The 13,149-nt window shown below is 66.8% G+C and carries 13 protein-coding genes; 8 read left to right on the top strand and 5 right to left on the bottom strand.

Translation table 11 applies throughout. The annotated features are described in order from the left end of the window. Positions 1–130: 130 nt before the first annotated feature. From ASE61_RS03320 to ASE61_RS03285, 8 genes are all read left to right on the top strand, one after another. Positions 131–1,726, top strand: a complete 1,596-nt coding sequence (locus ASE61_RS03320) for an ABC transporter substrate-binding protein (protein WP_061964580.1) — start codon at positions 131–133, stop codon at positions 1,724–1,726. A 133-nt stretch (positions 1,727–1,859) separates the two neighbouring features. Then, positions 1,860–2,801 carry an ABC transporter permease gene (locus tag ASE61_RS03315; RefSeq protein ID WP_061964578.1) on the top strand — a complete coding sequence of 314 codons (942 nt, stop codon included), beginning with the start codon at positions 1,860–1,862 and terminating at the stop codon, positions 2,799–2,801. A 38-nt stretch (positions 2,802–2,839) separates the two neighbouring features. After that, positions 2,840–3,694 (top strand): ABC transporter permease, encoded by an 855-nt coding sequence (locus ASE61_RS03310; RefSeq protein ID WP_244492723.1) that lies wholly within the window; start codon positions 2,840–2,842, stop codon positions 3,692–3,694. A gap of 113 nt (positions 3,695–3,807) precedes the next feature. Then, entirely contained in the window at positions 3,808–4,743 is a 936-nt protein-coding gene (locus ASE61_RS03305; protein ID WP_061964574.1) for an N-carbamoyl-D-amino-acid hydrolase, read from the top strand. A 21-nt stretch (positions 4,744–4,764) separates the two neighbouring features. Beyond that, entirely contained in the window at positions 4,765–5,928 is a 1,164-nt protein-coding gene (locus ASE61_RS03300) for an amidohydrolase/deacetylase family metallohydrolase (protein WP_061964572.1), read from the top strand. A 6-nt stretch (positions 5,929–5,934) separates the two neighbouring features. After that, positions 5,935–6,444: a GNAT family N-acetyltransferase gene (locus tag ASE61_RS03295; protein WP_061964570.1), complete on the top strand. Its 510-nt coding sequence runs from the start codon at positions 5,935–5,937 to the stop codon at positions 6,442–6,444. Positions 6,445–6,491: 47 nt separating this feature from the next. Beyond that, a complete protein-coding gene (locus tag ASE61_RS03290) occupies positions 6,492–6,950 on the top strand; it encodes a RidA family protein (RefSeq protein WP_061964568.1) in 459 nt (152 codons plus the stop codon). Further along, on the top strand, positions 6,947–8,068 hold the full coding sequence (locus ASE61_RS03285; RefSeq protein ID WP_061964566.1) for an alanine racemase: 1,122 nt from the start codon (positions 6,947–6,949) through the stop codon (positions 8,066–8,068). The genes ASE61_RS03290 and ASE61_RS03285 overlap by 4 nt, the downstream gene beginning before the upstream one ends. A gap of 1 nt (position 8,069) precedes the next feature. On the opposite strand, the gene ASE61_RS03280 is transcribed toward ASE61_RS03285, so the two are convergent. The 5 genes from ASE61_RS03280 to ASE61_RS03260 all read right to left on the bottom strand — a co-directional run bounded on the left by ASE61_RS03280 (position 8,070) and on the right by ASE61_RS03260 (position 13,127). After that, a complete protein-coding gene (locus ASE61_RS03280) occupies positions 8,070–8,660 on the bottom strand; it encodes a hypothetical protein (RefSeq protein WP_061964565.1) in 591 nt (196 codons plus the stop codon). An 83-nt stretch (positions 8,661–8,743) separates the two neighbouring features. After that, the gene (locus ASE61_RS03275) at positions 8,744–9,472 is read right to left on the bottom strand and encodes a DUF1028 domain-containing protein (RefSeq protein ID WP_061964563.1); all 729 of its coding nucleotides are present in this window, start codon (positions 9,470–9,472) and stop codon (positions 8,744–8,746) included. A 12-nt stretch (positions 9,473–9,484) separates the two neighbouring features. Next, the gene (locus ASE61_RS03270; RefSeq protein ID WP_061964561.1) at positions 9,485–11,284 is read right to left on the bottom strand and encodes a gamma-glutamyltransferase family protein; all 1,800 of its coding nucleotides are present in this window, start codon (positions 11,282–11,284) and stop codon (positions 9,485–9,487) included. A gap of 17 nt (positions 11,285–11,301) precedes the next feature. Beyond that, positions 11,302–12,183 (bottom strand): ABC transporter permease, encoded by an 882-nt coding sequence (locus ASE61_RS03265; protein WP_061964559.1) that lies wholly within the window; start codon positions 12,181–12,183, stop codon positions 11,302–11,304. Continuing rightward, positions 12,183–13,127, bottom strand: a complete 945-nt coding sequence (locus tag ASE61_RS03260) for an ABC transporter permease (protein ID WP_061964557.1) — start codon at positions 13,125–13,127, stop codon at positions 12,183–12,185. Before ASE61_RS03260 ends, ASE61_RS03265 begins: the two co-directional genes overlap by 1 nt. Between the last annotated feature and the right edge of the window lie 22 nt (positions 13,128–13,149).

Below are 13,149 nucleotides of genomic sequence, written 5' to 3'. Positions count from 1 at the left end.
TCTGGCACGAACCGTGCAGGCGGCGAGGTGGCCCTGGTCGGGTGCTGCTGCGAGTTGTCAGGCGGAGTTTTTCTGCCCAAACTCGCGCCAAGGCAGCCCGTCTAGAGGCGCCGTTCCAGGGGAGAGCAAGATGGATCGCAGGACGTTTCTGAAATCCGCGACGGGTGCCGGCATGGCTGCCGCGACCGGCGGGCTGGCGATGCCGGCCCTCGCGCAAAGTCCAAGCAAGACCCTACGCTTCGTACCGCAGGCCAATCTCGCCAATTTCGACCCGATCTGGGGGACGCAATACGTCGTCCGCAACGCAGCGGCGCTGGTCTGGGATACGCTTTACGGCATCGATTCCAAGTTCCAGCCGCAACGCCAGATGGTCGAGGCCGAGGAGGTCTCCTCCGACGGCCTGAACTGGACCTTCAAGCTGCGCTCGGGCCTCAAGTTCCATGATGGCACGCCCGTCACCTCCAAGGACGTGGTCGCGAGCCTCGTTCGCTGGTCGGCGCGCGATCCGATGGGCCTGATGCTCCGGGCCATCCAGGTAGAACTGGCGCCCGTCGATGAACTGACCTGGAAATGGTCGCTGAAGCAGCCCTTCCCGAAAATGCTGCTGGCGCTGGCCAAGAACAACGCGCCCTGTTCCTTCGTGATGCCCGAGCGCATCGCCAAGACCGATCCCTTCACCCAGATCACCGAATATATCGGCTCCGGCCCGATGAAGTTCCTCCAGAAGGAATGGGTGCCGGGTGCCAAGGCGGTGTTCGAGAAATTCGCGGACTACAAGCCGCGTTCGGAGAAGGCCGATTGGCTCGCCGGCGGCAAGAACATCCTCGTCGACCGCGTGGAATGGGTGATCATGCCCGACCCGGCGACGGCCGCCGCTGCCCTCCAGAATGGCGAGGTCGACTGGTGGGAGACGCCGCTCGCCGACCTCGTGCCTGTACTGAAGGGCCACAAGGACATCAATGTCGATATCGGCGATCCGCTCGGCAATGTCGGCGCCTTCCGCATGAACCACCTGTTCCCGCCCTTCAACAACGTGAAGGTGCGCCAGGCCGTGCTGACGGCCATGAACCAGGAAGACTACATGCGGGCCGTCGTCGGCGATGACGACAAGCTCTGGAAGCCGCTGCCCGGCTTCTTCACCCCGGGCACTCCGCTCTACACCGAGGAGGGCGGCGAGATCCTGAAGAAGCGCAACGTCGCCGAGGCCAAGAAGCTCCTCGCCGAGGCCGGCTACAAGGGCGAGCCCGTGGTCTGCGTCGTCGCGCAGGACATGGCCGCGACCAAGTCGATGGGCGACGTCACGGCGGAGCTGCTCAAGAGCATCGGCATGAACGTCGATTTCGTCGCGACCGACTGGGGCACGGTCGGCTCCCGCCGCGCCCAGAAGACGCCTCCGGGGCAGGGCGGCTGGAGCATGTTCCACACTTGGCATGCCGGTGCCGACTGCATCAACCCGGCCGCCTATACCGCGATCCGCGCCAATGGCGACAAGGCCTGGTTCGGCTGGCCCGACGTGCCCGCCGTCGAGACCGAGGTCACCAACTGGTTCAACGCCAAGGACCTGGCCGAGGAGAAGGCGGCGATGGGCCGCCTCAACAAGGCCGCCGTCGAGAACGTCGTCTTCGCGCCGACGGGCTTCTATCTCGGCTACCAGGCCTGGCGGAAGAACGTCACCGGCGTGGTCAGCGGGCCGCTGCCGTTCTTCTGGGACGTCAAGAAGGACTGATAGCCCCGCGCGGATCGGCTTTGCCGCTCCGCGCTTCCGGAGCCGCCCGGCTCTGTTGCCTTGCTTCGTCGCGACCCGGGAGAAGTCCGGGCCGCGATCCCTGGTACCGCTGTGAACGAGGTCCGACTGCCTTATGCTTGCTTTCGTCGTCAGACGCATTGTCACGACCATCCCGGTGATGGCCTTCGTGGCGCTGTTCGTCTTTTCGCTGCTCTACATCGCGCCGGGCGATCCCGCCGCCATCATCGCGGGTGACCAGGCGTCCCCTGCCGATGTCGAGCGCATCCGCGCCAGCCTGGGCCTGGACCGCCCCTATCTCGTGCGCTTCGCCGAATGGTCGTTCCGCGTGATCCAGGGCGATCTGGGCACCTCGATCTTCACCAACCTGCCGGTGACGCAGCTCATCGCCCAGCGCATCGAGCCGACGCTCTCCCTGATGGTGCTGACGCTGATCTTCGCCGTCGTGATCGCCGTCCCGATGGGCGTGGTCGCGGCCTGGAAGGCGGGCAGCTGGGTCGACAAGGCGGCGATGGGCTTTGCGGTGCTGGGCTTCTCCGTGCCGGTCTTCGTCGTCGGCTATCTCCTCGCCTATCTTTTCGCGCTCAAGCTCGACTGGCTGCCGGTGCAGGGCTACACGCCGATCTCGCAGGGCTTCTGGCCCTGGCTCCGGAATCTCATCCTGCCGACGGTGACGCTGGGGCTGGTCTATGTCGCGCTGATCGCGCGCATCACCCGCGCCACGATGCTGGATGTTCTCCAGCAGGACTATGTCCGCACCGCCCAGGCCAAGGGCGTGGCGCAGAAGGACGTGCTCTTCCTGCATTCCCTGAAGAACGCGGCCGTGCCGATCGTCACCATCATCGGCATCGGCATCGCCCTCCTGATCGGCGGCGCGGTCGTCACCGAGAGCGTCTTCGCCATCCCCGGCCTCGGCCGGCTCACCGTCGATGCGATCCTGCGCCGTGACTACCCCGTCATCCAGGGCGTCGTGCTGATGTTCAGCCTGGTCTACGTGCTGGTGAACCTGCTGATCGACCTGACCTACACCCTCGTCGACCCGAGGATCCGCTATTGACCGCTCCATCGCTCACTGCGGCTCCTGCCGCTGAAGCGGTGCAGGCCGAACTCGGCCGCGCCGCCCGCTTCCGTCGCTATCTGCGCCGGCACCCTTCCGTCGCCATCGGCGGCGGACTCCTCATCCTGATGGCGCTGATCGGCATCTTCGCGCCGCTGCTCGGCACGGTCGACCCGACCGCGATCGCGCCGTCGAGGCGTACCCGCGTGCCCTCCGAGCTCTACTGGTTCGGCACCGACATGCTCGGCCGCGACATCTATTCGCGCGTCGTCTATGGCGCCCGCGTCTCGCTGCTCGTCGGCTTCAGCGTCGCGATCCTGTCCTCGATCGTCGGGCTCACCATCGGCCTCTTCGCCGGCTTCGTCCGCTGGTCCGACGGCATCATCATGCGCATCATCGACGGCATGATGTCGATCCCGCCGATCCTGCTCGCCATCGCTCTGATGGCGCTGACCCGCGGCTCGGTCCAGAACGTGATCATCGCGATCACCGTCGCCGAGATCCCGCGCGTCGCGCGGCTCGTGCGCGGCGTCGTGCTCTCATTGCGCGAGCAGCCCTATGTCGAGGCGGCCGTGGCCAATGGCGCGCGGGTACCGCGCATCATCTTCCGCCACATCCTGCCCAACACCTTCGCGCCGATGAGCGTGCAGGCGACCTATATCTGCGCCAGCGCCATGATCGTCGAGGCGATCCTGTCCTTCATCGGGGCGGGCGTGCCGCCGGCGACGCCGTCCTGGGGCAACATCATGGCCGAGGGCAGGGCGCTCTGGCAGGTCCGGCCGCATATCATCCTGTTCCCGGCCGTGTTCCTCTCGATCACCGTGCTCGCGGTGAACATGCTTGGCGACGGCCTGCGCGACTCGCTCGATCCGCGGCTCGCCAAGACGCTCTGAGAGCTTGCCCCGCAGCTGGGACAACCCACGCCCCGCATTGCCGGCGCTTGACGCGCCGGCTCAGCACATCGAAGCCTTGCCCTAAAGGGTGATCTTCATCCGGAGCCTCTGACGTGACCCGCATCCTCACCGTCGCCGCCGCCCAGCTCGGTCCCATCCAGCGCGATGAGAGCCGGGCTTCGGCGGTTGCCCGCATGATCGAACTCATGCGGCAGGCCAAGAGCCACGGCGCCGATCTGGTGGTTTATCCGGAGGCCGCGCTCACCGCCTTCTTCCCGCATTGGTGGATCGACGACGAAGCCGAGATCGACAGCCATTTCGAGGCGGCCATGCCCTCGAACGAGACCGCGCCGCTCTTCGAGGAGAGCAAGCGCCTCGGCGTCGGTTTCCATCTCGGTTATTGCGAACTGGCTTTCGAGCAAGGTCGCAAGCGCCGCTTCAACACCGCGATCCTCGTCGACAAATCGGGCGCGATCGTCGGCAAGTACCGCAAGATCCATCTGCCCGGCCATCCCGAGCACCGTCCCGCCGCGCCCTTCCAGAACCTGGAGAAGCGCTATTTCGAGACAGGCGAGCTCGGCTGGCCGGTCTGGCGGACGATGGACGCCAATATCGGCATGATGATCTGCAACGACCGCCGCTGGCCGGAGAGCTATCGCTCGATGGGCCTGCAGGACGTCGAGTTGATCGTGCTCGGCTACAACACCCCCAAGCACAACCCGCCGGCCCCGGACCATGACCGGCTCGGCAATTTCCACAACCAGCTCGTGATGCAGGCCGGCGCCTACCAGAATGCCACCTGGGTCGTCGGCGTCGCCAAGGCGGGGCTGGAGGCTGGCGTCGACCAGATCGGCGGCTCCTGCATCATCGCGCCGACCGGAGAGGTCGTGGCCCAGGCCGTGACCGAGGATGACGAGCTCATCGTCGCCCGCTGCGACATGGATCTCGGCAAGAGCTACAAGACCTCGACCTTCAATTTCGCCAGGCATCGCGAGCCCCAGGCCTATGGCCTGATCGTCGAGCGCAAGGGCGCCGTCTCCCCGGTTTGATCCGTATCCAGAGGACTAGACATGACCCACGATCTCATCCTGAAGGGCGGCCGCGTCATCGACCCCTCCCAGAAGCATGACGGCATCCTCGATGTCGCCTTCACGGACGGCAAGGTCTCCGGCTTCGGCAAGGACCTGAAGGGCGCCAAGGAAGTCCGCGACGTCTCCGGCTATATCGTCTCGCCCGGCCTGATCGACCTGCACACCCATGTCTACTGGGGCGGCACCTCGCTCGGCATCGATGCGGACGAATTCTGCCGCGTTTCCGGCGTCACCACTTCGGTCGATACCGGCTCGGCCGGCCCCGGCAACTGGGCCGGCTTCCGCAAGCACGTCATCGAGCCGAGCCAGGCCCGCATCCTCGCCTATCTCCATGTCTCGCATGCCGGCATCTACGGCTTCGACCACCGCGTCATGGTCGGCGAGAGCGGCGACATGCGCATGATGAACCCGATCGACTGCGCCAAGGTCGCCGACGAGAACCGCGACTACATCGTCGGCATCAAGGTCCGCGTCGGCCTGCATGCCTCGGGCGACCAGGGCACCAAGCCGCTGAACATCGCGCTGCAGGTCGCCGACGAGGTCGGGATGCCCCTGATGTGCCATATCGACCATCCGCCGCCGTCCTATGAGGAAGTCATCGGCATGCTCCGGCCGGGCGACGTGCTGACCCATGCCTTCCGTCCGTTCCCGAACGCGCCCGCGACCGCGCAGGGCACGGTGAAGCCCGAAGTGCTGGCCGCCCGCAAGCGCGGCGTCATCTTCGACATCGGCCACGGCAAGGGGTCGTTCTCCTTCAAGACCACCCGCGCCATGCTGGCCAACGGCTTCGAGCCGGACGTGATCTCGTCCGACGTGCACAAGCTCTGCATCGACGGGCCCGCCTTCGACCAGGTCACCACCATGTCGAAGTTCCTCTGCATGGGCATGAGCCTGAGCAACGTCATCGCCGCCTCGACGGTGAACGCCGCCATGGCGCTGAAGCGCCCGGAATACGGCTCCCTCAAGGTCGGCTCGCTCGGCGACGCGACGATCCTGACCGTGAAGGAAGGCAAGTTCGACTATGTCGACGTCGTCGGCGAGCACCTGATCGGCGACAGGAAGTTCGTCTCCGAGGGTGTCGTGCTCAAGGGCAAGTGGTGGCACCCGAAGCGGACCGGCAAGTTCCCGAAGGTCGCGGCGTAGGCTTCCATGTCACGCGAAACGGGCTGGCGCCGCATGGCGCCGGCCGATCTGCCGGCGGTGATGGCGATCGCGGCCGTCGTGCATCCGGACTATCCCGAGGACGAGGCGGTCTTCGCCGAGCGGCTGAAACTGGCGCCCGAGGGGTGTCATGTGCTGTCCGGTGAAGGCGGGGCGTTACAGGGCTATCTCGTCAGCCATCCCTGGCCGGCCGGCGCCGTCCCGGCCCTGAATTCCCTGCTGGGAGGCATCCCGCCTGGCGTCGCCAACTGGTATCTTCACGACCTCGCGCTGCTGCCGGCAGGGCGCGGCAGCGGCGTGGCGGGAGCGATCGTCGCGGCGATCGCCCGTCATGCCACCGGAGCCGGCTATACGAGCCTGGCGCTGGTCGCGGTCAACGATTCGACCGGCTTCTGGCGCCGGCAGGGTTTTCGCGAGGTGCATGAGCCCGCGCTTGATCGCAAGCTTGCGAGCTATGACGATGCGGCCCGCTATATGCGCCGCGATATCAACGGCTGATGCGACAGGCATCGGCGAGAAAAGACCGACGTGAGGAGAGAAACGCCATGAGCGCCGAAGACAGGCTGAAGGAACTGGGGCTGACCCTGCCGGACGTGCCGACGCCGGTCGCGACCTATGTCAGCTTCAAGCAGGTCGGTGATCTGGTCTATCTCTCGGGCCAGGGTCCGAAGCGGGCTGACGGCACCTATCCGACCGGCAAGGTCGGCAAGGACGTCACGATCGAGGAAGCCTACCAGCACGCGCGCCAGACCGGCCTCGGCCTGCTCGCCGCGATGAAGAAGGCGGTCGGCTCGCTCGACAAGGTCGAGGTGGTCAAGCTGCTCGGCATGGTCAACGCCGTCCCGGATTTCGCCGATCAACCCAAGGTCATCAATGGCTGCTCGGACCTGTTCGTCGCCGTGCTCGGCGACCGCGGCCGCCACGCCCGCTCGGCCGTCGGCATGGGCTCGCTGCCCAACAACATGACCGTCGAGATCGAAGTCATCATCAAGGTGCTGCCATGACCGTGACCGCAACCACCTCCAAGGCCGTCGACCAGCCGGCCGCCACCCCGCTCGCGGCCGAGATAGCCCGCGTCTACGGTACGCCCGCCGTGGTGATCGATCTCGACAAGGTCGATGCCAATATCGCCCGCCTCCAGGCGGCCTGCGACGCCGCTGGCGTCGCCAATCGCCCGCATATCAAGACGCATAAATCGCCCGAGCTGGCGCGGCTCCAGATCGAGGCGGGCGCGCGGGGCATCACCTGCCAGAAGCTCGGAGAGGCCGAGGTGATGGCGGATGGCGGCATCGACGACATCCTGATCAGCTACAACATCATCGGCGAAGAAAAGCTGGGGCGGCTGGGGGCCCTGCAAAGGCGCGTCCGGATGATCGTCGCCGCCGACAACCCGGTCACCATCTCCGGCCTGCCGCGGGCCGGCGAGATCGCGGGCCGCGATCTGGAAGTCGTCATCGAATGCGATACCGGCCGCAAGCGCGCCGGCGTCGAGACGCCGAACGAGGCGATCGAGCTGGCGAAGATGGTCGCGGCCTCGCCCGGCCTGCGCTTCGCCGGCTTGCTGATGTACCCGCCGGAGGATGGCTGGGAGCGGACGCAAGCCTTCCTCGACACGGTCAATGCCGGCCTGCGCGATGCCGGCCTCAAGGCCGATATCGTCTCGACCGGCGGCTCGCCGAACATCCCCAACATGGGCAAGCTGAAGGGCTCGACCGAGCATCGCTCGGGCACCTCGATCTTCAACGATCGCATGCAGATCGCGGCCGGCGTCGCCACGCTCGAGGATTGCGCGCTCACCGTCTACGCGACGGTGGTGAGCCGGGCAGGTCCGGAGCGCGGCATCCTCGATTCAGGCTCGAAGACGCTGACCAGCGACAAGGGCAATCTCGACGGCCACGGCTATATCCTCGAATACCCGGCGGCACGGATCGCGCAGTTCGCCGAGGAGCACGGTTTCCTCGACCTCTCCGCCTCGAACAAGCGCCCGCTCGTCGGCGAGGTTGTCCGCGTCGTGCCGAACCATGTCTGCGTCGTCGTCAACATGGTCGATCGCCTGATCACCGTGCGCGGCGACAAGCTGATCGGGGAACTGCCGGTCGCGGCGCGGGGCAAGCTGACCTGAGTCAGTTCTGCAGGATCTTCGATCCCTTGATCGTGACATTGCCGGACGCCTTGGCCTCAATGCGTCCGGAAGCCTTGAGGGCGATATCGCGCCCCTGCAATTCGATGCTGCCATCCTTCTTCATGCCCAGCCTGGCATCGCCGCTTTTCAGCGTTGCCGCATCGGCACTTTCGATCGCAAGCGTCTTGCCGACATGGACGGCCATGCCCGCTCCGACGCTCATGGCCATTTCCTTGCCAGCCGTGATGGCGAAGTTCTGCCCGCTGTCGATATCGCAGCCCACCGCCGCAGCGACGTTGAAGCTCCGGGTTTCGAACGAGGCTTCATGACCGCTGCTGACGCGCAGGCGGTTGCCGACGACCATGGTGGCGTTGGCGCCTGCGGTCACGGCGAGGTTGGCGCCCGCGGTCAGCGTCATCACGCTGCCCGCGGTGAGCGCAATGCCCATCCCGCAATTGATGGTCAGCGAGCCCGGCGCGTTGATCACGACATTGCCGCCGCGATCCGCCGATATCGCCTGCAGCAGGGCTGAGACCTGCGCCTCCAGGGTGGCGATGCGCTTCTGGAGGGCTTCGGTGTTCGGATCGGCCATCGCATTCCCCGCTCGTCGGCATGGCAGGATGACGAAGCGTCACCCTATCACGGGCCAAGCGCGGCGAGAATGCAATTGGCCGGTCAGCTTTCCGGGTGCCGGGCGTTCCAGGCAGCCGCATATTCCGTGCAGAGACGATCGAGCTCGGTCCGGTCGGTGACACCGGCGGGGCGCCCGCGCGAGGGCGAGGCCTGCTGGAACGGCACCGAGCGCTGATGCGCCACGCGCCAGAGCCGCCTTAGCTCCTTCAGCGGGTCCGTGTGGTCGTCGACGCGGATATCGATGCTCGGCACCGGTTCACCGGCCCAGATGCGGATCGCAGCGGACTGCTTGCCGCGCTTGTCGCCGCCGGCCTTCTCGCCGGCTTCCAGCGCCACGAGAAGGCGCTCGTCGAAATCGAGTGCCGAGGAGGCGATATAGACCTTCAGGGTCTCCTGCACGACCTCAGGCCCGGCGAGCATGTTGCCGGCGACCGAGACCTGCGGCCCGTCGACGGCGCCGCACCAGTCGATGCAGGCCGCGCCCGTATGCGAGGCGATCTTGCCGTCGCGGTCGATGACATGGAGCTGGCGATGCGCGCGGCCCTCGTCGGCGGCCGTCAGCGTCGCGATGATCTCGACCGCCGATCGGCCTTCCTGCAGTAGCCTGAGGCCGTCGATGCCGTAGAGCGGATTGACGAAGGCCTGTGTCGCGATCGCCCCGATCCGCCCGCCGCCATAGGGCACGCGGGCGCCGACGGCGAAGGCGCAGGTCGAGACGGCGACGCCATAGGCGCCGGTCGCGGCGTCGCGGGCGACGATGGACCAGGTCATGCGGTTGCTTCCTCAGCGGCCGGCGGCATAGGCCTGCATCAGACGCGGCGTCGCGGCGGCGCGCAAGAGCCCGTCATTGCCGCGTTCTGCCGCAGTCAGGCGTCCGACCGTCCAGGCGGGCGCCTTCTCGACCGCGTGGCCACGGCGCTCGAGCTCGGCGAGTGCCGCAGTGCCGATGCTCTCCTCGATCATCAGATGGCCGGGCCGCGACGAGCGCGGATAGAAGGAGGAGGGGAAATGCTGCGTATGGAACAGCGGCAGGTCGATCGCCTCCTGCAGGTTGAGGCCGTGATGGACCCGGCGCAGGAACAGGCCGAGCTGCCACTGCTCCTGCTGGTCGCCGCCCGGCGTGCCGAAGGCGAGACGCGGGCGTCCGTTCTCGAAGGCGATCGTCGGCGTCAGCGTCGTGCGCGGACGCTTGCCCGGCGCGAGCGAGGCGGGCAGGCCCTCTTCCAGCCAGAACATCTGGGCGCGCGAATTCAGCGGGAAGCCGAGCTCCGGAATGACCGGCGAGGATTGCAGCCAGCCGCCGGACGGCGTCGCGGCGATCATGTTGCCCCATTTGTCGATGACGTCGATATGGACGGTATCGCCCTTGCGGCCGGCGGCGACCATCGAGGCCATGGTCGGCTCGCCGACGCTGGCGCCGCCCTGGGTCGGTTGGGCGATGGCGCCGAGCGCCTTCATCGCATGCGCGACCTGCGCCTCGTAGCCCGAGACGATGCCCGGACGCAGCTCCAGCGAGGCGCGCTCGCCGATCAGCCCGCGCCGCCCGGCCGCGTAGTCGTCGGAGAGCAGCGTCGCCAGCGGCACCTTCACGAAATCCGGATCGCCGTAATAGGCTTCGCGGTCGGCGAAGGCGAGCTTCATCGCCTCGACGACGTGATGCACGAAGTCCGGGCTCGCCGGTCCCATCCCGGCAAGGTCGACGCCTTCGAGAATCTTCAGCGTCTGCAGGAAGGCCGGGCCCTGGCCCCACGGCCCGATCTTGAAGACCTCCCAGTCGTGATAGCTGACCGAGGTCGGGGTCTCGTAGGTCGGCTGGTAATTCGCCATATCCTGCGCGGTCAGCAGGCCCTTGTTGCGCCGGCCGGAGGAATCCATCACCTCGGTCGTGCGGCAGAAGCGGTCCATCGCCTCGGCAACGAAGCCCTTGTACCAGGCGTCATAGGCGCCCTGGATCTGCTCCTGCCGGTCGCTGCCCTTGGCTTCCGCCTCGGCGAGGATGCGCTTGTAGGTCTCGGCTGCCGCCTTGTTGGCGAAGAGTTTACGGGCTTCCGGCACATGCCCGCCGGGCAGATATACCTCTCCCGAGGTCGTCCACTCGTTGGTGAAGAGGTCGGTCAGCTCGCGGATCGAATCCGAGACGCGCGGCAGCATCGGGTGGCCGTTCTCGAAATAGCCGATCGCCGGCTCCAGAACGTCGCGGAGCTTCAATCGGCCATGGTCGCGCAGCAGCGTCATCCAGCCGCCGAAGGCACCCGGGATGACGGTCGCGAGCAGGCCGGAGCCGGGGATCAGGTCGAGGCCGAGCGCCTTGTAGGCTGCGATGGTGGCAGCCTGCGGGGCCGGTCCCTGCGCGCAGAGCGTCTCGACCTTCCCGGTTTCGGCCGAATAGAACACGGCGGGCATGTCGCCGGCCGGGCCGACGAGATGCGGCTCTACGACTTGCAGCACGAAGGCGGCGGCGGCGCAGGCATCGAAGGCGTTGCCGCCCTTTTCCAGCATCGCCATGCCGGATGCGGTGGCGAGCCAGTGCGTCGAGGTCACGACGCCGAACGTGCCGAGGATTTCGGGGCGGGTGGTGAACATGGGCGTATCCCTGAAGCCTAGTTTTCTTTTGGATCGAGCGCGTCGCGCAGGCCGTCGCCGAGCAGGTTGAAGCCGAGCACGGCGAGGAAGATGCAGATGCCCGGCGCCACCGACATCCACGGCGCCTGCTCCATGAAGTTCTTGGCGACGTTGAGCATCTGGCCCCAGGAGGGTGACGGCGGCTGCTGGCCGAGGCCGAGGAAGGAGAGGGCTGCTTCCAGGATGATCGCCTGCGCCATGAACAATGTCGACTGCACCACGATGGGGGACAGGGTGTTGGGCAGGACATGGCGGAACATCAGCCGGAGGTCGCGGGCGCCGACCGCCCGTGCCCCCTCGACGAAATCCTCCGCCTTGACGCTCATCACCTGGCCCCGGATCAGCCGGATGAAGATCGGCACCGCCGACAGGCCGATCGCGATCATCGCGTTGGTCAGTGACGGGCCGAGCACCGCCGCGAAGGCGATGGCGAGGATCAGGAACGGGCAGGCGAGCAGGGCCTCGGTGACGCGCGAGATCACGATGTCGATCCAGCCGCCATACCAGCCCGCCAGCAGCCCGAAGGGCAGGCCGATCGCGACCGCGATCAGCACCGAGACGATGCCGGCGAGGAGCGAAGCCTGCGCGCCGTAGAACAGCCGCGTGACCTGGTCGCGGCCGAGCTCGTCCGTGCCGAACCAGTAGAGTTCCGAGGGCGGCTTGCGGATGGCGAGGAAGTTCGACTTGAACGGATCGGCCAGGGGCAGCACTGGCGCGAGCACCGCCATCAACAGGAAGGCCAGCACGATGCTGCCGCCGATCAATGCCGATTTGTTGCGGATCAGCCGGGCGAGCACGCCGGGGCGGGCGCTGACGCCGCTTGCGGCGCCGGTCGATGAGATGGAATCGAGCGATGCCATCAGCCAGCCCTCAGACGCGGGTTGACGACGACGTAGAGGATATCGGCGATGAGGTTCATCAGGATGAAGCCGATGGCCGTGCACAGCACCACGCCCTGCACCACGCCATAGTCGCGGTTGAACACGGCATCGACGATCAGCTTGCCGAAGCCGGGAATGGTGAAGACCTGCTCGGTCAGCACCGCGCCGGCCAGCAACTCGCCGAAGAGGAGGGTGGTCAGCGTAATGATCGGCATCAGCGCGTTGCGCAGGGCGTGGCGGTGGATGACGGTATCCTCGTCGAGCCCCTTGGCGCGGGCGGTGCGGACATAGTCCGAGCGCAGCACCTCCAGCATCGCCGAGCGGGTATGGCGCATCAGGAAGGCGGCGAGCCCGTTGCCCAGCACGAAGGCCGGCATGATCAGCCGCTGGATCGCCTCCCAGGGATGGACGAAGATCGATTCATAGCCCGAGGCTGGCAGCCATTTCAGGTGCACCGAGACGAGCAGGATCAGCATGATCCCGAACCAGAAATTCGGGATCGACAGCCCCGACAGCGCAACCGCGCTGGCGGAGTAGTCGACGACCGTGCCCTTGTGCCGCGCCGCGAGGATGCCGATCGGAATGCCGATGACGATCGCGACGAGGATCGAGGCCGTGGCGAGCTGGATCGTCACCGGCAGCTTCTGCAGGATCAGCCCGAGCACCGGCTCGCCGGTGCGCAGCGAGCGGCCGAAATCACCCTGCACGACCTGCCCCAGCCAGGCGAAGAACTGGACGATCACGGGATCGTCGAGGCGGTAGATCTCGCGCAGCCGCGCGATCACCTCGGGGTCGCGCTCCTCCCCGGCGATGACGAGGAAAGGGTCGCCCGGCAGCGCGCGCTGCAGGGCGAAGACGAAGAGCGATACCAGGAAGAGCGTCGGTATCGCGATCAGGATGCGGCGGAGGATGAGCGTGGCCATGGGCCACCCGTCACGGCATGAG

Source organism: Allobosea sp. Root670, assembly GCF_001429415.1.
Taxonomy (GTDB): Bacteria; Pseudomonadota; Alphaproteobacteria; order Rhizobiales; family Beijerinckiaceae; genus Allobosea; species Allobosea robiniae.
This window is presented reverse-complemented; position numbering and strand designations above follow the sequence as displayed.

What these genes read in the sequence shown, in the direction of transcription:
- ASE61_RS03320 (WP_061964580.1), top strand. Translation starts at nt 131, where the DNA reads ATGGATCGCAGGACGTTTCTGAAATCCGCGACGGGTGCCGGCATGGCT.
- ASE61_RS03315 (WP_061964578.1), top strand. Translation starts at nt 1,860, where the DNA reads ATGCTTGCTTTCGTCGTCAGACGCATTGTCACGACCATCCCGGTGATG.
- ASE61_RS03300 (WP_061964572.1), top strand. Translation starts at nt 4,765, where the DNA reads ATGACCCACGATCTCATCCTGAAGGGCGGCCGCGTCATCGACCCCTCC.
- ASE61_RS03295 (WP_061964570.1), top strand. Translation starts at nt 5,935, where the DNA reads ATGTCACGCGAAACGGGCTGGCGCCGCATGGCGCCGGCCGATCTGCCG.
- ASE61_RS03290 (WP_061964568.1), top strand. Translation starts at nt 6,492, where the DNA reads ATGAGCGCCGAAGACAGGCTGAAGGAACTGGGGCTGACCCTGCCGGAC.
- ASE61_RS03285 (WP_061964566.1), top strand. Translation starts at nt 6,947, where the DNA reads ATGACCGTGACCGCAACCACCTCCAAGGCCGTCGACCAGCCGGCCGCC.
- ASE61_RS03280 (WP_061964565.1), bottom strand. Translation starts at nt 8,660, where the DNA reads ATGGCCGATCCGAACACCGAAGCCCTCCAGAAGCGCATCGCCACCCTG.
- ASE61_RS03275 (WP_061964563.1), bottom strand. Translation starts at nt 9,472, where the DNA reads ATGACCTGGTCCATCGTCGCCCGCGACGCCGCGACCGGCGCCTATGGC.
- ASE61_RS03270 (WP_061964561.1), bottom strand. Translation starts at nt 11,284, where the DNA reads ATGTTCACCACCCGCCCCGAAATCCTCGGCACGTTCGGCGTCGTGACC.
- ASE61_RS03265 (WP_061964559.1), bottom strand. Translation starts at nt 12,183, where the DNA reads ATGGCATCGCTCGATTCCATCTCATCGACCGGCGCCGCAAGCGGCGTC.
- ASE61_RS03260 (WP_061964557.1), bottom strand. Translation starts at nt 13,127, where the DNA reads ATGGCCACGCTCATCCTCCGCCGCATCCTGATCGCGATACCGACGCTC.